Genomic DNA, 22482 nt, shown 5'->3' with positions numbered 1-22482 from the left:
GTTGTCGCACATCTTTTTCGAACCCGCACAAATCGTTGCCCGGAATGCGACAAGCCTGTGTACGGAGGAATTTCCGTTTTGACCCTTGCGATGTCGGTCAACTAAGCTCTGCAGAACATTTTTTAATGCGGTTTCTTGAAGTCAGCCAAGAGCCGACCCTCACAGCTCGGAAACCAAATGACCGCAAATGCAAGATCAGCATTCGAAGAAGGCCTTGCGCTGGAGAAATCCGGTGAACTCGACAAGGCGCTGGTGTCGTATCTGCGGGCACAGGAAATGTCTCCACAGGACACGGAAATCGCCTATCGCGCCGCCGCCGCGCTCCTGCAGGCCGGATATCTTGAAGAAGCACAGTCCCAGTTGCGCCGGATCGTCTTCACCGAACCGGATAACCTGGATGCGCGCACGAGCCTGGGAAACTGTCAGCTTCTGCTCGGCGACCTCGAAAACGCGGCACAGAATTTTCAGGACGTGCTCGACCGTTCACCCGACAACCGGAATGCCCTTTTTGGCCACGCCACGGTCTGCCTGAAAGAAGGCCGGGCGGAAGACGCTTCGCCAAGCGTTGAGAGGCTCACCTCCCTGATGCCGCACTCTCCCGCCGTGTTGACCCTCCAGGGTGAAACGCAGGCAAAGACGGGACAGGGCGCGGCCGCGATCGCGACCTACCGAAAGGCGCTGAAGGCCGACCCGATGCAGCCGGGCGCCTTGCTGGGACTTTCGGAGGTGCTGCTCAGGCGCAAGCGTTACGACGAAGTGATTGAGCTTACCATCAGGGCCAACGAGAGCGCGCCGACCGATCCGCTTGCGCTGGAACTGCTTTCGGATGCTCTCGCCGGCAAGGGCGAGTTGCAGGACGCTCTGCTTGCGGCCGAAGCCGCACTCAAACTTCATCCCGCTTCGCAGTCCTGCCTCGTGCGGATGAGCGTATTGAACCGTAAACTCGGACACCACGTGCAGGCGCTCGACAATGCCTTGAAGGCGCATGACCTGGGCAAGGAGGCACATGATCCGCTCAACGCGATCGGGGCCGTCCTCGCCGCCTTGAAATATGCCGATGAAGCAAGGTCGGTCCTGACGGGCCTTACCGCCGGCAAGGGTTTGGACGCGCATGTGCGCGATACGGCCAGGAAGCTGGTCTCTGCCGCATCGCTCGCTTCCTCACGATCCGAAGAGACCAACTCTCCTGCGGGCAAGAGCGCGGTGTCAGAAAGACGGGCTGCTCCGGTGCAAGCTCATGCAGAGGAAACCGTTCCGAAGGGCGATTCTGCGCAAGACGCAGCGGTTGAAACACGGCAGACAAATGAAAAAGGCTTTTCCGCGGATGGTAACGAGCGCGCCTCGAGCGTTCTCGGCCTGCAGCGACGCGACCTGACATAGTGCCTTACGCCTGAAAACGCCCATCGGCGCGGATCCCGGCCGGTCAGGTCCTGCGCTTCAGCAATGCCACGAAGAAACCGTCAGTATCCGTCGAGGCTGGTGTGAACAGCATCTCGCCTCGGGGTGAAGCATATTTGGGCTGAGGCTGCCCGGGAAACAGGTCCTTCCAGGCTTCACTCAGTGAAACAAGCTCAAAATCCTCGTTTTCCTTCAGGAACCAGTCAATCTGGTGCTGATTTTCCTGGGGAAGCAGTGAACAGGTTACATAGGCCAAACGGCCGCCCGCTTTGACGTAATCACGTGCCCGCTGAAGAACGGTTCGTTGATCCTCTATCCTGTCACCCAGGGCCTTTTCGGCCAAACGCCATTTGGAGTCCGGCCGGCGGCGCCAAACGCCTGTTCCCGTGCACGGGGCATCGATGAAGACAAGATCCATCTGGCCTTTCAGGTCCTCCAGCGTGGACGATGCCGGGTCTCTAACCTGAATGTTTCGAACGCCGGCCCGCTTCAGCCGGTCATGGATCGGCGCCAGCCGCAATCGGTCCGCGTCATAGGCATAAAGCTGACCCTTGTTCTGCATCGATGCGGCCAGTGCCAGGGTTTTGCCGCCGCCACCGGCGCAGTAGTCCAGGACCTGTTCGCCCGGCCTTGCCTGGGCCAAACTGGCGGCCAGTTGACTGGCCTCGTCCTGCAGTTCGAACCAGCCCTTCTGAAATCCTTCTTCGGCCTGGATGTGCGGAAGACGTCCCGGTCCGGGCTTCGCAACGATACGCGCGCCAATTGGTGAAAGTTTCGTCGCGGCGGCTCCGGTATGGGAGATTCGCTTCAGCACCTTGTCCCGGTCCGCCTTCAGCGTGTTGACCCGAAGATCAATCGGTGCGCGGGTTGCAAGTGCGTTTCCCTCCCGCACGGCATCGACGCCGAAAAGGGCTTCGAATTCCGGCCAGACCCACTGGGGAATGTCTGCCTGGTCCCAGAGCGTCATTTCAGCAGCGCCGTTGCCCGCCAGAGACTCAGTCTCGCCAGCTGTCAGCGGTTCCGGCGCATGCCGGTCCTGCTCCAGGACCTGCGCGAGTGCCTCAAGTCCTTTTTCCCAGGTCAGAGCGTACGTGGCCAGCACAACAGCCCTCGGGGAGGTGTCCTTCATAAGAGCCGCCAGCGATGCCCGGTTGCGCAAGGCGTCAAAGACGAGATTGCCGATCGCGGTGCGGTCGCCAGATCCGGCGAACCGGTGCGATGTTCCCCAATCCTTCAAAGAGGCCTGAACCGGCCTGTGGCGGTTCTCGACTTCGGTCAGGACTTCAATTGCAGCCGCGAGGCGTCCGCCGTCTTTCATATTGCCACTCGGTCCTTGTCCCGTGTCGCTGGCACGACCGGAAAATCAAACTCAAACGCTGGATGGATAGTTCGGGCTTTCACGTGTGATGGTGACATCGTGCGCGTGGCTTTCCCTCAGGCCTGCACCTGAAATCTGGACGAAGCGTGCTTTTTCCTGAAAGTCGAGGATGTTGCGGCCGCCGACATATCCCATTGCCGCACGCAAACCGCCGGCGAGCTGATGAAGCACGCTTCCGAGCGCACCCTTGTAAGGCACCTGTCCCTCGATGCCTTCGGGAACGAGTTTCAGGCTGTCGCGAACCTCGGCCTGGAAGTAGCGATCAGCCGAGCCGCGCGCCATGGCCCCCACCGATCCCATGCCGCGATAAGACTTATAGGACCGGCCCTGGTGGAGATAGACTTCGCCCGGGCTTTCTTCTGTCCCGGCAAGTAGCGATCCGACCATGACAGACGCGGCACCGGCGGCAATGGCCTTGGCAAGGTCGCCCGAATACTTGATGCCGCCATCGGCGACGACCGGGACACCCTGTTTGTCGGCTTCGTTGACGGATTCCATGATGGCGGTCAACTGCGGCACGCCGACACCGGCGACGATGCGCGTTGTGCAGATCGAGCCAGGACCGATCCCGACCTTCACGGCATCAGCACCGGCGTCGATCAGTGCCTTGGTCCCTTCGGATGTCGCAACGTTGCCGGCGAGAACCTGGACCGAATTCGACAGTTTCTTCACCCTGCCGACCATATCCAGAACTTTTTGCGAATGCCCGTGCGCGGTGTCTACGACCACCATGTCGACGCCTGCATCGACCAGCCTCTCGGCGCGGGCAAAGCCTTCTTCACCAACACTCGTGGCAGCGGCGACGCGCAACCGGCCCTGTGCGTCCTTGGACGCATTGGGGTTGAGCTGCGCCTTTTCCATGTCCTTGACCGTGATGAGACCGATGCAGTTGCGTGCGTCATCCACGACCAGCAGTTTTTCGATCCTGTTTTGGTGCAACAGCCGCTTTGCCTCGTCCTGACTGACGTTGTCGCTGACGGTTACGAGATTGTCGCTCGTCATCAGTTCGCGGATTTTCTGCTGGTTATCGGAGGCAAAACGCACGTCGCGGTTGGTCAGGATACCAACCAGTTTGCCCGTTGCCTGGCCCCCGGTTCCACCATTTTCAACAACCGGCACGCCCGATATACCGAACCCTTTCATCAGGTCCAACGCATCCTGCAGCGTCGCATCAGGCCCGATGACCAGCGGATTGACAACCATGCCGGACTCAAACTTCTTCACCATCCGGACTTCTTCGGCCTGCCGGTCGAGTGTCAGATTGCGGTGAATAACGCCGATTCCGCCCGCCTGTGCCATGGCTATGGCAAGCCGGCCCTCCGTCACGGTGTCCATGGCGGATGAAAGGATCGGGATGTTGAGTTCCAGCTCGCGGGTGACCTTTGTCTTCAGGTCTACCTGACCCGGCAGAACTTCCGAATGGCCGGGTATCAGCAGCACATCATCGAAGGTCAGTGCTTGCTGCCCGGTCGATGGGACAAAAAAGGATGCCATGGCCAATTCCCCTTTAAAATAGCTAGAGACGCAGTCTTGAAGGTGAAGACTGCGTCTGGCGAGTCGCTTCGGCTGTGCCGGAGAAGTTGGCGCGGGTGAATAACACGCAGGTGACAGATTGCAAAGTGGAATTCCCACCCCGTTTACTTCAATCCGCCGTCCCCTGCGCCAGCGACCGCTTCACCGCGTTGCTCAAGTAGGCGTATTGACGGGCGTTGGTGTCGGCAAAAGCCTCGTCACGCGTTGACGGCACGTCGTTGTAGTCGATCGGTTCGCCGAACTGGCTTTCCGTGAAATCGTGGCGCTTTCCACCAATGCGATTGTAAAAATGCCAGATCGAGCCGTAGCGCGTCTTGAGGATTTCCGCTCCCAGTTCATCGCTGGCAACAAGTGCGGTGACGCCGCATTGTCCGGCTGCCGGATTATCGGCGCTCCACAATGAGCTGGACTCCGAACTCCACGCGATTTCAAGCGCCTGAGCGAATTTCCTGATCTTCTGCATTCACGTACTCCGACGAGACGACAGTCTCTTTCGATCAATCCAACGAACCGATGTCGCTGCCGCGAAACCCTTTTGCGATCACGTAGAGCTCCGGACTTTCCTTCCGGCTTGCCGGAGGCTTCAGATGCGCGACCGACTTGAACTCGCGCTTGAGTTCCTGAAGCAAGGCGTTTTCCGTTCCGCCCCGGAAGACCTTTGCCAGAAACGACCCGCCCGGGACGAGGTTTCGTCTTGCAAAGTCGATCGCGATTTCGAACAGATGGGTTGTTCTGAGATGGTCAGTCTGTTTGTGCCCGGTTGTTGGCGCCGCCATGTCCGAAAGCACGACATCCGGTTTGTGCCCGCCGAGAGCTTCCATCAGCGCTGCCGGAGCATCGTCGTCGAGAAAATCCTTCTTCAGGAAGATCGCACCGCGGACATGATCCATGTCCAGGTAATCGATACCGACCACTTTCGGAGCATCAAGGCTCGACTGAACGCGTTCAACGGCAACCTGACACCAGCCACCGGGAGCGCAGCCGAGATCGACAACGCGATAGCCCGGTTTGAGCAGCCGGTGCTTGTCGTCGATCTCAATAAGTTTGTAGGCGGCCCTTGACCGGTATCCGTCGGCCTTCGCGCGGCGCACATACGGATCGTTCAACTGCCGCTCCAGCCAGCGGGTCGACGATTCCCGCCTGCCGGCTGCGGTCTTGACCTTCACGTGCAGGCCGCGGTCGCCGGATCCTTTTTTCGAGCGGCTCATAGTCAATCCCTCCAGCGCCGTCTGTCCTGGCGCTTGCGCTGCGAACGGTGTGACCAGACACCGTCAGCTGCCATCAGTTCGGTCAAGATGCCTTCGCGCAGCCCCCTGTCGGCAACGCGCAGGCGCGAGCAACTCCATCGCCGCCTGATCGCCTCCAGGATCGCGCAGCCGGCCAATACCAGGTCCGCCCGATCGGCACCGATGCAGGGATTTTCAACGCGCGCCTCATACGGCATGTCTCGCAGCTGATCAATCATCCTTGCAACGTCGTCATCATCGAGCCAGGTTCCGTCGACCTTGCGCCTGTCATAGCGCGGCAGCCCCAGATGAACACCGGCAAGCGTCGTCACGGTTCCGGATGTGCCGAGCATGTGGACGCGTCCCGTACCTATGGCTTCGGACAGCGTGTCGGCGAGACTGAAGGCGGACAGATGATCGGCCGCGTCATCGACCATGGCCTCGAATATTTCGGGGGTGACATGGACACCGCCATGGCGCTCGGCCAGATTGACGACGCCGACAGGCAGTGAAATCCAGGACCGGATGAAACGCGTCAGCGCATATCCGCGGGCACCACAACGGTTACGCAGGTCGAGCCAGACAATTTCAGAGGAACCACCGCCAATATCAAACAGGATAACACCGTCTGCCTGGTGATCGACAAGCGAGGCGCATCCGGCGACGGCGAGACGGGCCTCGGTTTCCCTGTTGACCACTTCCAGTGCCAGGCCGGTTTCGGATCTGACACGTTCGATGAACGCCGCACCGTTCTCCGCAGCCCTGCAGGCTTCCGTCGCGATCAGCCGCGACCTGAGGACGCCGCGATCGGCCAGTTTCCTGTGGCAGTTGTCCAGGGCATCGATGGCACGGTCCATCGCGGCAGAGCTGAGCCGCCTGTTTGAACCGACCCCTTCACCGAGCCTGACAATGCGCGAATAGGCATCAACAACCCGAAATCCGCGTTCTTCCGGCCGTGCGATCAGAAGCCGGCAGTTGTTGGTGCCAAGATCGAGGGCCGCATAGAGAGGTGCCCGTGCCCCGTTGTTCCGCGAACGCCGTCCCCGTGTGCCCTTGTCCGCATTGGTCCTGGCCTGCTGCGCGGACGGAGGAGACCGATGGCCCCTCGCCTCCTGGGCCTTGCTGTCATCCTTGAGGGGCGGCGCAGAATGGCCGTTTGCCTGCTCCGCGTTGACGGCGGTCTGCCCTGCGTTTGCATCCGGTTTCGGACCGCGACCGTTTTTGGCATTCCTTGACGCCTGCCAACGGCGTCTGCCACGCCGGTTTGCGGCCTTTTTTCCCTTTGGACTGGTGACCGCGTCGGCCGACTGCGCCTGGCCCGCGGGACCTGCGGCGTGTGCAGCGTTACGCCCGTCCGTGTCCGAGCGGCCGCGGCTCCGTTTCTTGCGGCGCTTCGCACCATCCCGCTCGACAGGAGGCGCACCATCCTGTGTGGATTGCGTATGTTCGACGTGTCCGGAATCGTGACGCAGCTGCCCAACATCTGCCTTGTCACCCGGCGATGCAGCAGACCGTTGTTCGGTTGCCACTCCGCCCTTCGGACCCTGACCGGACCGGCGCTTGCGCCTCCGGCGGTTTGGTCCGCTGAACTCGGATCGAGTCCCATTTTTCCCGGACGCGTCAGCGGTACGTCGCCCGATTCCGGGCGGTTCCTGACCTGACTCAGTCACGTTTTTGCCTTTCAGGCCTCAAGGTTCGGGCTGTTTTGCCAGCTGTCACCGTGGCCATATGTGTCGTTGCCAAAACTGTATCAGGTTGCCCGGCGCTGGAAAAGCTTTCAGTCTCATAATCTTGCAGCCGGCCAGCATCTCGCTTTCCCGATTTCACAAAAAAGTCGAAAACGACACTTGAAATGGCGATTGTGATGGATGTATATGCGGCACACTCAGTATGCGTGACACAGTGAACGCGCCCACTGACCAATGGCCCGGCTCAAGCGAGCCTCATTGGGGAATAGGTTAACGGTAGACCCGCGGACTCTGACTCCGTTAGTCCTGGTTCGAATCCAGGTTCCCCAGCCAATTTTTCTCAGAAAATCGATACGTTCCAGCCAGCCGGCCGGCCCTTTTGGACAAGCCCGAAGCAGCAGAACAAACAGCGTTTTCACGCCATACGAAATCCGGCGCTGTTTTCCGTTTATTCCGATATGCGCCTTTGCGCTGATCTCTTGCCAATCTGTCAAAAGCCAAGGTCCGCGCATGGACCACGCGTGATGGAATCCGCCTGCACGATATGCCGGGAATGCGACGGATAACTACAACTGACGTAGGTGGAGCTCTCTCAGGTTGAGTTGTTCAGAGCTGCAGGTCACTTTTTGAGGTTCGACGCTATTCTTAGGTTTGAAGCACAGCAAGATTAGAATATGGTTAGAACATTGAGTGACTAAACATAATGAATGGCGATTCTTCAGGGGAGCATACGAAACCATGGGTTTATCTGATGACATTTACAACACACTTGAGACCACCTTCACTGACCCGTTTGCAGGCGCGCGTTTGCAGAAAAAGCACTTCGATAGATGGAAGCGGGATTGGGAGGCAGGACACAGCAAGAGCGATATGAAGGTAAGAGAAGTGCTGCAATGGGGTAGCGCTCTCGTAGGCAAGATAGACACCTACAAAAATCTCAGCCCTCAGCTGATGGAACTCTCAAATCAGACGTCAGAGCTAAGACGAATTTTCAAGAATCTCGACCAGGGATTCCAGATGGGAGACAAGTTCGTCGCGGCTTACAAAGACGCGAACCGAATAATCATTGCCATGGAGGCGATCGAGAATCTCGGACCTCAGGGAAAAAGGAATTCCAAAGCGTTGGCTCTCGCTTACGGCGACATGATTTACGGCTTCGCCTGCATAGTCGAGAAAAACAAGATAGTTGGCTTTTATGCCAAACCCTTGAAGGAAATCTCGAAAGTCGTGGCCGGAACCAATGAAATTTTTGGAACTGCAAGACCCATGTGGAGGGGCTATGAGGACCTGGCCAAACAAATCCGTTGGTAGTGGTCGTATCATTGGCTGAGCCGGCGAAGGCATGGCCTGTATCAAGGCCCGCATAACTCAGGGATGATCAAGGAAACCGGATTTCCAGGTTCGCGAAAAGCCCTGCGAAGTCGTCAGGGGGCGCCCTGTCGGTGACGAGGTAGTCTCCGGGTTTGAGTGTCGGCTGGCGTAGTGCAGGCTTGCGCATTTGCGGCTCGAACTTGGAGTGATCGACCGCCATGATCGCCTGCCCTGCATTTGCCAGCATCGCGCTCGCGATATCGACCTCGCATTGTTCGTGAACCAGAAACCCCTTGCGGGCATCGACCAGCGAAGCCGATAGCAGCACATAGTCCACCTGCATCCGCTCGATGACGTCAAACGCCGACCTGTCAAAGGAGGCGCCGTCATGGTCCCGCAACTGGGTTCCCGCCATGGAGACATTGTTGCCGGGGATCATGGCAAGCGTACTTGCCACGTAGGCCGAATTGGTGACAACGGTGAGCTCGCGCCGGTTGCGCAGTGCCTGAGCAACGAATCCGGACGTTGATCCGGTATCGATGGCGATGCTGTCACCATCCTGGATGATCTTCACGACCTCCCCGGCGATCGCAACCTTGGCTTCCCGGTTCAGGTTCATGCGTGCCAGATACGGCAGATCCGCCGCCGATTTGGTCGAGACCAGCGCACCATGAACCTTTTGCAACGCGCCCCGGTCGACCAGAGGCCGCGAAACCCGTCGGATGGTTTGATCCGACACACCGAGAATACGCGACAGTTCCTGCACGCTGACGGTGCCGCGCATATCGACGGTCTGTAGGAGCATTGTTTCGTATTTCGACATGAAGCCTGTTTACACCAAAGTTTCTGGCCGAATAAGTCTATTTTGCACCTGCAATTCAACAAAAATCAACATTCCTATTGTGACTGTGTTGAATTTTGTTAGCATTTGTGCCGATTGACATCATGCGGACCAGCACAATGATCCAACATTCGGCCAAACACCTGATCATCGGCGGCGGCATCATCGGCTGCTCGATTGCCTATCACCTGACCCGGATGGGGGAACGGAACGTGGTTCTCCTAGAACGTGCTGCCCTGACCGAGGGAGCGACATGGCACGCGGCGGGACTGGTTGGACAATTGCGCTCCTCACGCAACACGACCCGCATGCTGAAAAAATCAGTCGAAATGTACGACCGGCTTCAAAACGAAGAAGGACTGCAGTTCGACTGGAAGAAAACCGGATCTCTCAGGCTGGCCGCAACCCGGGAACGCCTGCTGGAAGCAAAGCGCCTGGCGACCATGGCGCGCAGTTTCGATCTGGAGATGGAAATCATCACGCCGGAGGAGGCCAAGGACCTCTTTCCGCTGATCGAGGCACGGGGTCTGGAAGGCGCGGCCTTCATACCGACGGATGGCTATGTCGACCCTGCCTCGCTCTGCCAGGCCGTAGCGGGAGCTGCGCGCCGCCAGGGGGCCGACATCCGCCAGGGGGTCGAAGTCCGTGACTTTTCCGTCGTAAACGGCCGGATCACGGCAGTTGAGACAAGTGAAGGTGCTTTCGAGGCAGACACGATCATCCTTGCGGCCGGCATGTGGAGCCGGGAACTTGGTGCGAAACTCGGTATCCGCGTTCCTGCCTGTGCGGTCGAGCACCAGTATATCGTCACCGAGCCTACCGGTGCGGAAGTCGGACATTTTCCGACGCTGCGCGACCCTGAGAGACTGGTCTACTACAAGCCGGATGTGGCCGGACGGCTGGTAATTGGCGGCTATGAAGAAGACACGCTGCCCTTCGGGGATCAGGGCATTCCCGGTGCGTTCGTGCGCCAGCTGCTACCGGAAAATCTCGACAGGTTCCTGCCGCTGGCAGATCTTGCCAGTCAGGTGACCCCTGTTGTCAACGAGGTCGGCATCCGCCAGGTCATCAATGGCCCGATCCCCTACTCCGCTGATGGTGATTTCGTCATGGGCTGGCAGCCCGGCTTCGACAACCTGATGATGGCGACCGGGTTCCTCTATGGCATCGCCGCCGGCGGCGGTGCCGGGGAAATGATCGCCGAGTGGGTCGTTGACGGCCGCCCTTCTCTCGATCTCTGGCCGCTCGACGTGCGGCGATTCGGTCCGCATCACGGCACAAGGAGCTTCATGTATCCACGCGCCGTCGAACACTATGCCCACCACTACAAGAAGCGATATCCGGGGCAGGAACATGAGAGTGCCCGTCAACTGCGCCTGTCCCCACTTTACCGGAAGCTCAAGGACCAGGGGGCGGTTTACGGCTCCAAGAACGGCTGGGAACGGCCGCTCTGGTTTGCACCTGAAGGTGTGGCACCCGTCGACCAACTCGATTTCCTGGAGCCCGGGTGGAAAAAATATGCCGCCGAAGAACACAAGGCCGTTCGCGAGCGGGTCGCCCTGATCGACCAGTCGAGCTTTTCCAAATTCGAGATCGTCGGCGCGGATGCGCTTGCGACGCTGCAACGGCTCGCGGTTTCCAATATGGACAGGCCCGTTGGCGCGGTCATCTACACGCAGCTCTGTAACGAGCGCGGCGGTGTCGAGGCCGATGTCACGATCATTCGTCTTGGGCACGACCGGTTCTACCTTGTGACCGGTTCCGGGTTCGGCGTTCATGACAGCGACTGGATCAAACGAAACCTGCCCGCAGGTTCGTCGGTGCATATCATAGAGGTCACAAGCGGATACGCCGTCATCAACCTTGTCGGTCCAAGATCGCGTGATGTGCTGGCAGCCGCGTCGGAAAACGACGTTTCAAATGAGGCAATCCCCTTTGCCATGATGAGGGAGATTGTAGTCGGCGCAGCTCCGGTCCGTGCCGCGCGTATCGGTTATGTCGGCGAGCTTGGCTACGAACTGCACGTTCCAACGGAGTTTGCCGCCCATGTCTATGACACGCTCCGGGCTGCGGGCAACGTTCACGGTATTGCCAATGTCGGCTACCGGGCCATCGAGAGCCTCAGAATGGAAAAGGGCTACGTCTACTGGTCCGGAGATATCACGCCGGACTACACCCCCATGGAGGCGGGTCTGGGTTTCCGGGTGCATTTCAGGTCGAAAGGCGATTTCATCGGGCGCTCTGTTCTGGAAGCGCAGAAAAACAATGGAGTAGACCGGAAGCTTTGCACATTCATAACGAGCGAACATCTGCCGCTGACCGGTGGAGAAACGATCCTGCTGGGTGACCGGGTTGTCTCCTCGGCAACCTCTGTCGGGTATGGCTACACTGTGGAGCGGACGATCATACGCGGTTATCTGGACAAGGCGCATTGGAACAATTCAGTCTTCAGCCTGGAAGTCTTCGGTGAGCGGCATCCGGTCACTCGGGCAGAGAGCCCGCTATACGATCCGGAAAACAGGGCACTCAAAGGATAGGCACTCAAGGGAAGGATGGGGGAACATGACGGAACACGCTGAAAAGGTACTTGCTGCTCTACGCACCGCGCCGCAATTTGCAAGCGTCACCTCTGCCAGGCACATGACCCGCCTCGGCGGGCTGACCAACCTCGTGCACCGTGTGGATCTCGAAGATCAATCCGTCATCGTGCGCATCCCAGGTGAGAACACGGAGGAATACATCGATCGAAGCGTTGAAAAGGTCAACGCAGAGGCGGCCGCCCGCGCTGGTGTCTCCGCCGCGGTGCTCTACGCTGATGCTTCGTCCGGGATCATGATCACGCGCACGATCGACGGGATCGAGACGATGACGCCCGAACTCTTCAGGTCGCGCGGCGGCTCACCGGGCCGGGCCGGCGTGGCACTGGCAAAGCTGCATGCATCGGGGGAAAGCTTCCGGTTCCGCTTCGAACTCTTCTCCATGATCGACGACTATCTCAAGGTTCTGTCGACAAAGGATGTTTCCCTTCCGGACGGATATGAGGACGTGGTGGCGGCCGCGATGCCTGTTGGCGAGGTGCTGGCTTCTGCGGATCTTCCGCTTGCCCCCTGCCACTGCGATCCCTTGTGCGAAAACTTCCTCGATGACGGCGAAAAGATGTGGATCGTCGACTGGGAATATTCCGGCATGAACGATCCCCTTTGGGACCTCGGTGACCTTTCGGTCGAGGCGGGCATGTCCGCCGATCAGGATGCGGAAATGCTGGAAGCCTATTTCGGCCGCAAACCAACGGCGGCGGAAATGGGCCGGGTCGTTATCTACAAGGCGATGTGCGATCTGCTCTGGACCCTGTGGGGGCTTATCCAACTGGCGGACAACAACCCTGCCGAAGATTTCTGGGCCTATGCCACGGGGCGCTTCGAGCGTTGCCGCAAACTGATGCAGGATCCTTCTTTCGACGGGCACGTAGCTGCCGTCAGGGCCGGTTGAGCAGATCCAGCAACTCGGCGTGCAAACGGGGCGTGGCTGCGGTTACCGTCCGTCCGTCTGATGTCATTGTCAACGGATTGCCCTGCCAGTCGGTCATCAGACCGCCGGCTGCCTCGACCACCGCTGAAACGGGCAGATAGTCATAAGGCTGGAGGTCATAATCAACGACAGCATCTGCGAGGCCGCGGGCGACCAGGGCATGCGGATAGCAATCAGCAGCCATCCTGCGCAATTGTCCGGAGCGAACAAGACGCCCAAACACCGCCGGTTCTGCGACTGCGAGCTTGTCACCCTCGTTGATGAACAGGCGGGCCTCCTCCAGTGCCGTAAAGGAACTTACGCGGATCTGCTGGCCATTGCACGCAGCGCCCATTCCTTCGCCGCCGGCATAGACTTCGCCGAGTGCAGGCATGCGGATCACGCCGAGTTTCGGATGTCCTTCCACCAGATATCCGAGCAGCATGCCGAACAGCGGCAGCCCCGCGATGAACGAACGCGTTCCGTCGATGGGATCGATGATCCACATCGCAGTCCCCTCCCCGGTCTGTCCGTATTCCTCGCCGAAGATTGCCTCTTGCGGGAAATGGTTCTGAAGACTGTCCCTGAGAGACCTTTCGGTTGCCTTGTCTGCCCGGGTTACCGGGCTCTCGTCGGCTTTGATCTCAATCTCCGGATCACGCCTGAAAAAGGAAAGGGCCACGGACGCGGCAACGTCAGTCATCGCCACGGCCTTTTCCAACCTGTTTGAATAATCCGGCATTCTGAGAATTCCCGAAAGCTGAGGATTTTGTCGTCCGATTGATCATCGAATGCTCAAAATGTATCCAAAATCCACAAAAGTCGAACGTAAATGTTGCTTTTTGTTGATTTATACTGACAGTCTATGAGGGTGTTGTGCCGAGTTGGCAGCTGCTCAGGGGTGTGACGTCAGGGCAGTCATGCATTGGCAATTTCAGACGGGGAGATAAATATGAAGCGCGTTTCATTGGCACTGTCCGCTATGCTGGCCGTCGCGCCTGCGCTCGCAGCCGAATCCAGCGATCCGATCAAGTTGACACTTCACGACTGGTCCGGTCAGTTGATCACGACCAAGCTGATGGGTGAGATCCTGAAGGAAGCGGGGTACAACGTCGAATACGTTCAGGCCGACTACATCGCCCAGTTCGCCGGCTTGAAAACGGGTGACCTGCACGTCGCGATGGAAATCTGGGAAACCACGGGCCGTGAGGCGATGGACGAGGCTTTCGCGACGGGCGACGTCGTCAATCTCGGTGAGACCGGCCTGCAGGCAATCGAGGAATGGTGGTACCCCGCCTACATGAAGGAACGCTGCCCGGGTCTTCCAAACTGGGAAGCGTTGAAGGATTGCGCTGAAGAATTCGCAACACCGGAAACCGCGCCCTTCGGACGCTACCTGGGCGGCCCGGTGACCTGGGGCGGATTTGACGAGGAGCGCGTCGAGGCTCTCGGGCTGGACTTCGAAGTGGTACACGCCGGAACGGATGCCGCCCTGTTCGCGGAACTGGAAGCGGCCTATCAGCGCCAGGACCCGATCATGCTCTGGGTTTATGCACCGCATTGGGCGCCCGCGAAATACGACGGTGAATTCGTAGAGTTCCCACCGTTTTCGCCAGAGTGTTATGCCGATCCGTCTGTTGGTGTGAATCCGGATGCGGCCTATGACTGCGGCAAGCCGCGCGGCCCGATCTGGAAAGTTAGCTGGGCGGGTGTCGGCGACAAATGGCCGGGCGCCAAGAAGGCGATCGAGAACTTCAATCTTTCAAATGCCGATTACGGCGCCATGGTGACTGAAGTGGACCTCAACGGAAAATCCGTTGAAGACACGGTCGCGGCGTGGATGGCGGACAACAAGGACACGTGGTCGGGCTGGATTGCCAAGTAAGACCGTCCCATACTTCCGGCACGCATCGATCTGACACCGATGCGTGCCGGACACTTGTCCGGATAACAGCCAAGAGAGTTTCCCAAATTTGGGGAAACAACCTCCACCGAGGACTGGATGACGACGCCCGTAATTCTCGATTGCCGGAACGTATGGAAGCTCTACGGCGCACAGGCCGATACGTTTTTAAACACCAACTCCAGCCCCTCCTCCGCCGATCTCGAAGCCGCCAATCTTATCGGCGCGGTCAGGGCGGTGAATGTCCAGATCCGCAAGGGCGAGATCTTCGTCATCATGGGGCTTTCCGGCTCCGGCAAGTCGACGCTTGTCCGGTGCATGTCGCGGCTTGTGGAGTCGACGGCGGGCGAGATCCGTTTCGAGGGCAAGGACCTGCTTAGCGCCAGCGAAGAGGAACTTATCCAGATCCGGCGCAAGAAGATGGGCATGGTGTTCCAGCAATTCGCCTTGCTGCCGCATCTGACGGTCCTGGAGAACGCAGCCTTCCCGCTGGATATTCAGGGCGTTGACAAGAAAACGCGCGAAGCAAGGGCGCAAGAAGTCGTGGAACTTGTGGGCCTCAAAGGACGTGAGGGCTATTTTCCGCGAGAGCTTTCGGGCGGGCAGCAGCAGCGCGTCGGCATTGCCCGCAGCCTGGCGGCCGAACCGGATATCTGGTTCCTGGACGAGCCGTTTTCCGCCCTCGATCCGTTGATCCGGCGCGAGATGCAGGACGAGTTCCTGAGGCTTCAGAACATTCTTCACAAGACGATTGTCTTTATTACACATGACTTTGACGAGGCCATAAGGCTCGCCGACCGAATTGCGGTCATGAAGGACGGGATCATTGAACAGGTGGCAACGCCTGAAGACCTCGTCTTGCAGCCGGCGACCGATTATGTCGCCGAATTCACCCGCCATGTCAGCCGTGCGAAAGTGATTCGTGCCGCATCGGTGATGGAGCCGATAGACGGCGACAGTTTCGCCGGTGACGTGTCCCACGACGCCGTGATCGAAGCCATTGCCGACCCGGTCGAAGCCTCTGACCTGCCGCACAAGGTGCTGGAAGACGGCAAGCCGGTTGGACAGATTTCCCGGAAGGCGGTCATCGATGTGCTGGTAGGCCGAAGATGATTGCACGCGCAGCAAAGTCCGGCTGGCTGTTCTGGGGTGCGCTTTTCGCTGCCACCTGGCTGCTTTCGACCTACTCCTTTCAGCTTTACAAGGCGCTCGACGCCCGCTGGATCGTGCGCTACCCGAAAGGCTGGGAGTTTCCGCTTGAAGACCACATCAGTGCGTTTCTCGACTGGCTTGTGGAGAGCGCCGGCTTTTACTTCTTTTCGTTCCGCGACCTTACCCGGGCGATATCCGCGCTGATCGAAGCTCCCTACCAGATCCTGCGCAATCTGCTGGTTGAAGGGTTCACCAGCGGCGTCGGCGATGCAGCTGTCCAGGTCGCCCCGGCGCTCAGCTGGATCGCGGTGATCGTGACGATCATGGCAATCGGACACTATGCGCGCGACTGGTTCCTGTCCGTTCTCGTCGGTGCCTGTTTCCTGTATCTGGCTGTTTTCGGGCAATGGGAAAGCGCGATGGTCACGCTTGCCTCGGTGCTGATCTCGGTCCCGATCGGTGTCGTCGGGGGGCTCTTCCTCGGCATCCTGGCCTATCGCGTCAGCTGGTTTGAGCGCATGTTGCGACCGGTTCTCGACCTGATGCAGACCGTGCCGGTCTTTGCCTATCTCGTTCCCATCCTGATCCTGTTCGGTTTCGGTCCGGTCGCGGCGCTGGTTGCCACGGTGATCTATGCCATGCCGCCCATGGTTCGCGTCACCATCATAGCGTTGAACTCGGTACCGACCGAAGTGATCGAAGCGGGCCGCATGGCCGGTTGCCGCAACCGGCAGATGATGTGGAAGGTTCTTGTTCCCTCTGCGGTGCCGACGCTGATGGTCGGGGTCAACCAGGTGATCATGCTGACGCTGAACATGGTGATCATTGCCTCCATGATCGGTGCCGGCGGCCTTGGCTTCGATGTCCTGTCGAGCCTGCGGCGGCTTGATATCGGCGGCGGGATCGAGGCCGGTCTCGGCATTGTGGTCATGGCGATCGCCCTCGACCGGGCAAGCCAGGCCTTTTCCGAACGCAGCGCGCGCCATCCGCTGGAAGGCAACATCCTGCAGCGCCACCCCTGGACCGGAACCGTCTTCCTTGTGATCGCGTCCACTCTGGTTCTCGGCCGGTTCGTGCCGGCGGTCCAGACCTATCCGGACGCCCTGACCATTACGACCGGCCCGTTCTGGTCGAATACGATGGAATGGATCAACGTCAATTTCTTCGATACGTTCGAGGCCATCAAGACCGTGATCCTGCAATGGCTGCTTCTGCCGGTGAAAAAGTTCTTTGCGGGCATTCCATGGGCCTGGGGTATCATCGCGACCGCTCTGATCGCCTGGCGCGTCGGCGGCTGGCAGATCGGCGTGCTCGCAGCTCTCCTGATGACCTTCATTGCCGCCTCGGGTCTTTGGCCCAAAGCGATGGTGACGATCTACCTGTGCGGCGTCTCGGTTCTCATCGCAACGCTCATCGGAATCCCGCTCGGCATCTGGGCGGCGGAAAGTCCGCGGGCCGGACGCATCATTCTGGGGGTGATGGACACGCTGCAGACACTGCCGAGCTTTGTCTATCTGATCCCCGTCGTCATGCTGTTCCGGGTGGGTGACTTCAGCGCCATGATCGCCGTGATCCTCTATGCTCTCGCCCCGGCCGTCCGCTATGCGGCGCATGGGCTCAAGGAAGTCCCGCCGCCGCTGATCGAAGCAGGCCTGATGTCCGGATGCACGAAACGGCAATTGCTGTGGCGCATCAAGCTGCCGCTGGCCACGCCGCATCTCTTCCTGGGGCTGAACCAGACGATCATGCTTGCATTGTCGATGTTGGTGATCACGGCTCTTGTCGGCACAAGGGATCTCGGCCAGGAAGTCTATATCGCGCTGACAAAGGCAAATGCCGGACAAGGCATCGTTGCCGGCCTTTCGGTTGCCTTCATCGCCATCATCACCGACAGGATCATCAACGCGCTCGCAGCAGGTCAGCGCGAAAGGTTGGGGGTTTAACACATGTCCGAAACTGCCATTGCCCGCGCTGCCGCGCTTTCCTGTTTTGCCGATCCCCAGGACATAACCGCTCTCGGGGGCGGCATCACGAATATCAATCTTTTCGTGCGGGACGGCAGCCGCCGTTTTGTGGTGCGGCTCGGCGATGACATTCCCGAGCACGGGGTCATGCGCTGGAACGAACTCGCGCTCAGCAGGGCTGCAGAAATGGCCGGCGTATCACCGGCGGTTGTTCACCAGGAGCCCGGAGTTCTGGTGCTGGATTTTGTGGAAGCCAGAACCTTCGAGGAAGTCGATGTGCGGGATCCGGCAAACCTTGCAAAAATCGTCGATCTGGTTGCCAGAGCGCATCGGGAGCTTGGCATTCATCTCACAGGACCGGTGCTCGCCTTCTGGCCGTTTCAGGTGAACCGGACCTACGCAACACGCCTGAAAGCCGACGGTTCTGCCCATTCCGGTTTGCTCCCTGGACTGATGGACACGCTGTCGGATCTGGAAGCGGCCGTAGGACCGGTCGATCTGGTCATCGGGCACAATGATCTTCTGGCCGCCAATCTGCTTGATGATGGTGAACGGCTCTGGCTGATCGACTGGGAATATGGCGGTTTCAACTCGCCGCTTTTCGATCTTGCCGGTCTTGCCTCCAACAACGGGCTGAGTGAAGCCCAGGAAAACGCGATGCTCGAACAGTATTTCGAAGCACCGGCAGACAGGTACCGGCGCGCCTACACCGCGATGAAATGCACCTCCCTGATGCGCGAAACGCTGTGGTCGATGACGTCCGAAATCCATTCGGATCTGGATTTCGACTACGCCGCATACACAAGCGAGAACATGGAGCGGCTGAATGCCGCCCTTTCCGAATTCCGTGAATTGTGAGAGCCCTCATGACACTCCCCTCTTCTTCGAAGATCATTATCATCGGCGGCGGCATCGTCGGCTGTTCGACGGCCTATCACCTGGCACAGATGGGTCAGGAAGTTCTGCTGCTGGAAAAGGCAGCTCTTACATCCGGTTCCACCTGGCATGCGGCGGGTCTGGTCGGTCAGCTTCGCTCCAGCGCCAACATTACTCAGCTTCTGGGATACTCGATCTCGCTTTATGACCGGCTTGAAGCCGAAACAGGACAGGCGACAGGCTGGAAGATGAATGGCGGCCTTCGTCTTGCCTGCAACGAGGAACGCTGGACCGAGGTGAAACGTCAGGCGACGACGGCGCACAGTTTCGGCCTCGACATGCATCTGCTGACGCCGAAGGAAGCGCAGGAGCTGTGGCCGCTGATGGACATCGGCGATGTCGTCGGTGCCGCCTATCTGCCGACGGATGGACAGGCGAGCCCTTCCGACATTACCCAGGCGCTCGCAAAGGGTGCGCGGGCCGCCGGCGCTAAGCTTGTCGAGAACATGCCGGTTCTTCAGATCCTGACCGAACGCGGAAAACTGACCGGTATTCGCACCGCACAGGGCGATGTTGCCTGCGAAAAACTGGTGCTGTGCTGTGGACAATGGACACGGGAACTGGCGGCAACAATCGGCGTCACCGTGCCACTGGTTTCCATCGAACACCAGTACATGATCACGGAGAATTTCGGGGTCCCCTCCAACCTTCCGACATTGCGCGATCCGGACCGGCTTACCTACTACAAGGAAGAAGTTGGCGGTCTTGTCATGGGCGGGTACGAGCCGAACGGTATTCCCTGGGCAATCGACGGTGTCCCGGACCCGTTCGACTACCAGCTTCTGGACAGCAACTTCGATCATTTCGAGCAATTGATGGAGTTGTCGCTGCCACGCGTCCCTGCGCTGGAAAAGGTCGGCATCAAGCAACTGGTCAACGGGCCGGAAAGCTTCACACCGGACGGCAACTTCATCCTCGGCGAAGCGCCTGAAATGGAAAATGTCTTTGTCGGGGCGGGTTTCAATGCGTTCGGGATCGCAGCCGGCGGTGGCGCTGGCATGGCGCTGGCCGAATGGGTTGCCAAGGGAGAACCGCCCTACGATCTCTGGCCGGTCGATATCCGCCGTTTCGGACGGCCGCATACGGATACCGACTGGGTCAGAACCCGCACGCTGGAAGCCTATGGCAAGCACTACACCATGGCCTGGCCGTCGGAGGAACACGACAGCGGACGCCCTTGCCGGCGTTCGCCGCTCTATGACCGGCTGAAGTCAGCCGGAGCGGTCTTCGGCGAGAAACTTGGCTGGGAACGGCCGAACTGGTTCGCCGCTGCGGGCGAAGAGGCACGTGACATCTACACGTTCGAGCGGCCGAACTGGCACGGCCCCGTCGGGCGTGAGCACAAGGCGGCGCGCGAAGCCGCCGTTCTGTTTGATCAGACGTCTTTTGCAAAATTCATCCTGAAAGGACCGGATGCCGAAGCCGCACTGAGCTGGATCGCTGCCAATCGTGTCGACAGGCCGGTCGGTTCGATCATCTACACCCAGATGCTGAATGACCGCGGCGGCATCGAGTGCGATCTGACCTGCGTGCGCACGGCCCTTGATGAATATTACATCATCACCGGGACCGGCTTTGCCACGCATGATTTCGACTGGATCAGGCGCAACATCCCCGAAGGACTGAATGCCCAACTCGTCGACGTCACCTCGTCAAATTCCGTTTTGTCGCTGTTTGGACCGAAGGCGCGCGAGATTCTTTCCAAATGCACCCGCGACGATGTCAGCAACGACGCATTTCCCTTTGCACAGGCAAAGCGGATCGGAATTGCCGGTTGTCCCGTGCTCGCACTGCGCATCACCTATGTAGGCGAGCTGGGCTGGGAGCTGCACTTGCCGGCGGAATATGCGCAGACGGTTTATGACGCCTTGCATGAAGCGGGAGAACCGTTCGGGCTCCGTAATGCGGGCTACCGTGCAATCGAGACCTTGCGCCTTGAAAAAGGATATCGTGCCTGGGGATCCGACATCGGGCCGGACCATACACCCGACGAGGCCGGTCTTGGCTGGGCCGTCAAGATGAAAACCAATGCCGACTTCAAGGGGCGCAGTGCCGTTCAGGCACAGCGCGAGAACGGCGTGAAGAAACTGCTCGCGACGTTCACGACAGACGGTGACGTTATCCTGTCTGGCCGGGAGACGATCTATCGCAACGGTGAACGGTGCGGGTGGCTGAGCTCCGGCGGCTATGGACACACGCTCGGCCGGAGCATCGGGATCGGCTATGTCCGGCATCCGGACGGCGTTACCAGAGACCATGTCCTTGCCGCGGACTATGAACTTGAGGTCGGCACGGAACGGGTTAAGGCCGACGTCACGCTGGCACCGCTCCTCGATCCGAAGATGGAACGGGTCAAGACCTGATACCCCGGCATCAGCGGCGGTGCGCAGCGATCTGTGCACCGCTTCGCTGCGCGACCTACTCGACCTTGAACTGCCTGGTTGCGTCGAAATCCTGCAGGGTCTGATAAAATGTGTCCGCCGGCCCGACGATTTTCGGATCTGCATCCAGATTGATTTCCGTGTCGGCAGCCGGATAGGACATTGACCGGATGAAGTATCGCATGCAGTTCAATCTGGCGCGCTTCTTGTCGTCTGACCGGACGACCGTCCAGGGCGCGTCCGCTGTGTGGGTGTAAAAGAACATGCTCTCCTTGGCTTCGGAATAGTCGTCCCACATGTCCAGGGACTGGACGTCGACCGGGCTGAGTTTCCAGTGCTTCAGAGGATCGCTGTTGCGCGACTGAAACCTGCGCAGTTGCTCCTCCCGGCTGACCGAAAACCAGAACTTGAAAAGCCGAATGCCGCTTCTGACGAGCATGCGCTCAAATTCCGGAACCTGGCGCATGAATTCCATGTATTCGGCCGGCGAGCAGAAGCCCATGACTTTTTCGACACCGGCGCGGTTGTACCAGGACCGGTCAAACAGAACGATCTCACCCTTCGTGGGCAGATGCTTCACGTAGCGCTGAAAGTACCACTGGCCCTTCTCTGCTTCTGTCGGCTTTTCGAGAGCGACAACGCGTGCACCGCGCGGGTTCAGGTGCTCCATGAACCGTTTGATCGTGCCGCCTTTTCCGGCAGCGTCCCGTCCCTCGAAAATTGCGATGATACGCTGACCGCTGTCCTTGACCCAGTTCTGGACCTTCAACAGTTCGATCTGAAGCTCCTGTTTTCGTGCTTCGTATTGAGCCCGGTTCATGCGCCTCTTGTACGGGTAATTCTCGGGCAGGCTGGCCCTGTTGCCCGTCGATATCGAACGCTCATGCAACAGCAGGGAATGGCTCTTGTGGACGGTAGACGCGTGGCCTGCTTTGGCGTGCGTGCTCTTGCTGGAGGAACTGGCAAGAGATGGGTCTGCGCCAGAGGTCGCTGTTTCCCGGTCTGGTGAAGGGGCCGATGTCACTGTCTGGTCCATGATGTGCCTTCCGTCGGTAAGGTGAGCCGTCTTCGGGAACGCGTCCATGTTTCCGCAAGCAACCAGATACCTTTGGCGAACCCGGGCAGGACCAAAGACCAAAACGGAGCTAAGCGCATTGACCTCGGGCAAAAGACACGGTGTTTTCTGCATCGTCACGAAGACGATCACATGAATCTTGCCGCGCATGTGCGCAACAACGGTCGAGTGTCTTTAGAGGATAGCCGG

17 protein-coding genes and 1 tRNA gene are annotated in these 22482 nt (G+C 59.2%); 10 read left to right on the top strand and 8 right to left on the bottom strand.

Features of this window, described 5'->3' with window-relative positions:
* The first annotated feature begins 177 nt into the window (after positions 1-177).
* Positions 178-1380, top strand: coding sequence for a lipopolysaccharide assembly protein LapB (locus tag RBB49_RS16565; RefSeq protein WP_306143958.1), 1203 nt, complete (start codon positions 178-180; stop codon positions 1378-1380).
* A gap of 43 nt (positions 1381-1423) precedes the next feature.
* On the opposite strand, the gene RBB49_RS16560 is transcribed toward RBB49_RS16565, so the two are convergent.
* The 5 genes from RBB49_RS16560 to RBB49_RS16540 all read right to left on the bottom strand — a co-directional run bounded on the left by RBB49_RS16560 (position 1424) and on the right by RBB49_RS16540 (position 7064).
* Positions 1424-2716 carry an RsmB/NOP family class I SAM-dependent RNA methyltransferase gene (locus RBB49_RS16560; RefSeq protein WP_306143957.1) on the bottom strand — a complete coding sequence of 431 codons (1293 nt, stop codon included), beginning with the start codon at positions 2714-2716 and terminating at the stop codon, positions 1424-1426.
* A 51-nt stretch (positions 2717-2767) separates the two neighbouring features.
* Positions 2768-4270 (bottom strand): IMP dehydrogenase, encoded by a 1503-nt coding sequence (gene guaB / locus RBB49_RS16555; RefSeq protein WP_306143956.1) that lies wholly within the window; start codon positions 4268-4270, stop codon positions 2768-2770.
* Positions 4271-4418: 148 nt separating this feature from the next.
* Positions 4419-4772 (bottom strand): hypothetical protein, encoded by a 354-nt coding sequence (locus RBB49_RS16550; protein ID WP_306143955.1) that lies wholly within the window; start codon positions 4770-4772, stop codon positions 4419-4421.
* A 34-nt stretch (positions 4773-4806) separates the two neighbouring features.
* Positions 4807-5517 carry an RlmE family RNA methyltransferase gene (locus RBB49_RS16545; RefSeq protein ID WP_306143954.1) on the bottom strand — a complete coding sequence of 237 codons (711 nt, stop codon included), beginning with the start codon at positions 5515-5517 and terminating at the stop codon, positions 4807-4809.
* 2 nt (positions 5518-5519) lie between these two features.
* Entirely contained in the window at positions 5520-7064 is a 1545-nt protein-coding gene (locus RBB49_RS16540; protein WP_306143953.1) for an exopolyphosphatase, read from the bottom strand.
* Positions 7065-7482: 418 nt separating this feature from the next.
* On the opposite strand from RBB49_RS16540, the gene RBB49_RS16535 reads away from it, so the two are divergent.
* Together RBB49_RS16535 and RBB49_RS16530 are read left to right on the top strand one after the other, a co-directional pair.
* Positions 7483-7556 (top strand) — tRNA-Gln (locus RBB49_RS16535).
* Positions 7557-7961: 405 nt separating this feature from the next.
* On the top strand, positions 7962-8534 hold the full coding sequence (locus tag RBB49_RS16530) for a hypothetical protein (protein WP_306143952.1): 573 nt from the start codon (positions 7962-7964) through the stop codon (positions 8532-8534).
* Between the two features lie 67 nt (positions 8535-8601).
* Here RBB49_RS16530 and RBB49_RS16525 read toward each other — a convergent pair whose 3' ends face one another.
* Entirely contained in the window at positions 8602-9339 is a 738-nt protein-coding gene (locus RBB49_RS16525; RefSeq protein ID WP_306143951.1) for a DeoR/GlpR family DNA-binding transcription regulator, read from the bottom strand.
* 155 nt (positions 9340-9494) lie between these two features.
* On the opposite strand from RBB49_RS16525, the gene RBB49_RS16520 reads away from it, so the two are divergent.
* A complete protein-coding gene (locus tag RBB49_RS16520; RefSeq protein ID WP_306143950.1) occupies positions 9495-11912 on the top strand; it encodes an FAD-dependent oxidoreductase in 2418 nt (805 codons plus the stop codon).
* 103 nt (positions 11913-12015) lie between these two features.
* Positions 12016-12864 carry a choline kinase family protein gene (locus RBB49_RS16515; protein WP_306144125.1) on the top strand — a complete coding sequence of 283 codons (849 nt, stop codon included), beginning with the start codon at positions 12016-12018 and terminating at the stop codon, positions 12862-12864.
* Here the strand turns inward: RBB49_RS16515 and RBB49_RS16510 are convergent.
* Complete coding sequence (locus RBB49_RS16510) at positions 12851-13591, bottom strand: inositol monophosphatase family protein (RefSeq protein WP_336623428.1); 741 nt, start codon at positions 13589-13591, stop codon at positions 12851-12853. The genes RBB49_RS16515 and RBB49_RS16510 overlap by 14 nt on opposite strands.
* A gap of 243 nt (positions 13592-13834) precedes the next feature.
* Between RBB49_RS16510 and RBB49_RS16505 the strand changes: the two genes are divergently transcribed.
* The 5 genes from RBB49_RS16505 to RBB49_RS16485 all read left to right on the top strand — a co-directional run bounded on the left by RBB49_RS16505 (position 13835) and on the right by RBB49_RS16485 (position 21200).
* Complete coding sequence (locus RBB49_RS16505) at positions 13835-14767, top strand: ABC transporter substrate-binding protein (protein ID WP_306143949.1); 933 nt, start codon at positions 13835-13837, stop codon at positions 14765-14767.
* 117 nt (positions 14768-14884) lie between these two features.
* Entirely contained in the window at positions 14885-15898 is a 1014-nt protein-coding gene (locus RBB49_RS16500) for a glycine betaine/L-proline ABC transporter ATP-binding protein (RefSeq protein WP_306143948.1), read from the top strand.
* Positions 15895-17880: a proline/glycine betaine ABC transporter permease gene (locus tag RBB49_RS16495; protein ID WP_306143947.1), complete on the top strand. Its 1986-nt coding sequence runs from the start codon at positions 15895-15897 to the stop codon at positions 17878-17880. Before RBB49_RS16500 ends, RBB49_RS16495 begins: the two co-directional genes overlap by 4 nt.
* 3 nt (positions 17881-17883) lie before the next feature.
* Positions 17884-18759 (top strand): phosphotransferase, encoded by an 876-nt coding sequence (locus RBB49_RS16490; RefSeq protein ID WP_306143946.1) that lies wholly within the window; start codon positions 17884-17886, stop codon positions 18757-18759.
* Between the two features lie 8 nt (positions 18760-18767).
* Positions 18768-21200, top strand: a complete 2433-nt coding sequence (locus tag RBB49_RS16485; protein WP_306143945.1) for an FAD-dependent oxidoreductase — start codon at positions 18768-18770, stop codon at positions 21198-21200.
* 55 nt (positions 21201-21255) lie between these two features.
* Here the strand turns inward: RBB49_RS16485 and ppk2 are convergent, their stop codons facing one another.
* On the bottom strand, positions 21256-22254 hold the full coding sequence (ppk2, locus tag RBB49_RS16480) for a polyphosphate kinase 2 (RefSeq protein WP_306143944.1): 999 nt from the start codon (positions 22252-22254) through the stop codon (positions 21256-21258).
* Positions 22255-22482 lie beyond the last annotated feature (228 nt).

The organism is Roseibium sp. MMSF_3412 (assembly GCF_030733265.1).
In the GTDB taxonomy this organism is placed as follows: Bacteria; Pseudomonadota; Alphaproteobacteria; order Rhizobiales; family Stappiaceae; genus Roseibium.
Note: the sequence above shows the minus strand (reverse complement) of the source record. Positions and strands in the feature narration are given on the sequence as shown.

Coding starts and splice junctions, on each gene's coding strand:
- RBB49_RS16545 (WP_306143954.1), bottom strand. CDS start 5,517: ATGAGCCGCTCGAAAAAAGGATCCGGCGACCGCGGCCTGCACGTGAAG.
- RBB49_RS16515 (WP_306144125.1), top strand. CDS start 12,016: ATGACCCGCCTCGGCGGGCTGACCAACCTCGTGCACCGTGTGGATCTC.
- RBB49_RS16505 (WP_306143949.1), top strand. CDS start 13,835: ATGAAGCGCGTTTCATTGGCACTGTCCGCTATGCTGGCCGTCGCGCCT.
- RBB49_RS16495 (WP_306143947.1), top strand. CDS start 15,895: ATGATTGCACGCGCAGCAAAGTCCGGCTGGCTGTTCTGGGGTGCGCTT.
- RBB49_RS16520 (WP_306143950.1), top strand. CDS start 9,495: ATGATCCAACATTCGGCCAAACACCTGATCATCGGCGGCGGCATCATC.
- RBB49_RS16485 (WP_306143945.1), top strand. CDS start 18,768: ATGACACTCCCCTCTTCTTCGAAGATCATTATCATCGGCGGCGGCATC.
- RBB49_RS16500 (WP_306143948.1), top strand. CDS start 14,885: ATGACGACGCCCGTAATTCTCGATTGCCGGAACGTATGGAAGCTCTAC.
- RBB49_RS16490 (WP_306143946.1), top strand. CDS start 17,884: ATGTCCGAAACTGCCATTGCCCGCGCTGCCGCGCTTTCCTGTTTTGCC.
- ppk2 (WP_306143944.1), bottom strand. CDS start 22,254: ATGGACCAGACAGTGACATCGGCCCCTTCACCAGACCGGGAAACAGCG.
- guaB (WP_306143956.1), bottom strand. CDS start 4,270: ATGGCATCCTTTTTTGTCCCATCGACCGGGCAGCAAGCACTGACCTTC.
- RBB49_RS16530 (WP_306143952.1), top strand. CDS start 7,962: ATGGGTTTATCTGATGACATTTACAACACACTTGAGACCACCTTCACT.
- RBB49_RS16560 (WP_306143957.1), bottom strand. CDS start 2,716: ATGAAAGACGGCGGACGCCTCGCGGCTGCAATTGAAGTCCTGACCGAA.
- RBB49_RS16525 (WP_306143951.1), bottom strand. CDS start 9,339: ATGCTCCTACAGACCGTCGATATGCGCGGCACCGTCAGCGTGCAGGAA.
- RBB49_RS16550 (WP_306143955.1), bottom strand. CDS start 4,772: ATGCAGAAGATCAGGAAATTCGCTCAGGCGCTTGAAATCGCGTGGAGT.
- RBB49_RS16565 (WP_306143958.1), top strand. CDS start 178: ATGACCGCAAATGCAAGATCAGCATTCGAAGAAGGCCTTGCGCTGGAG.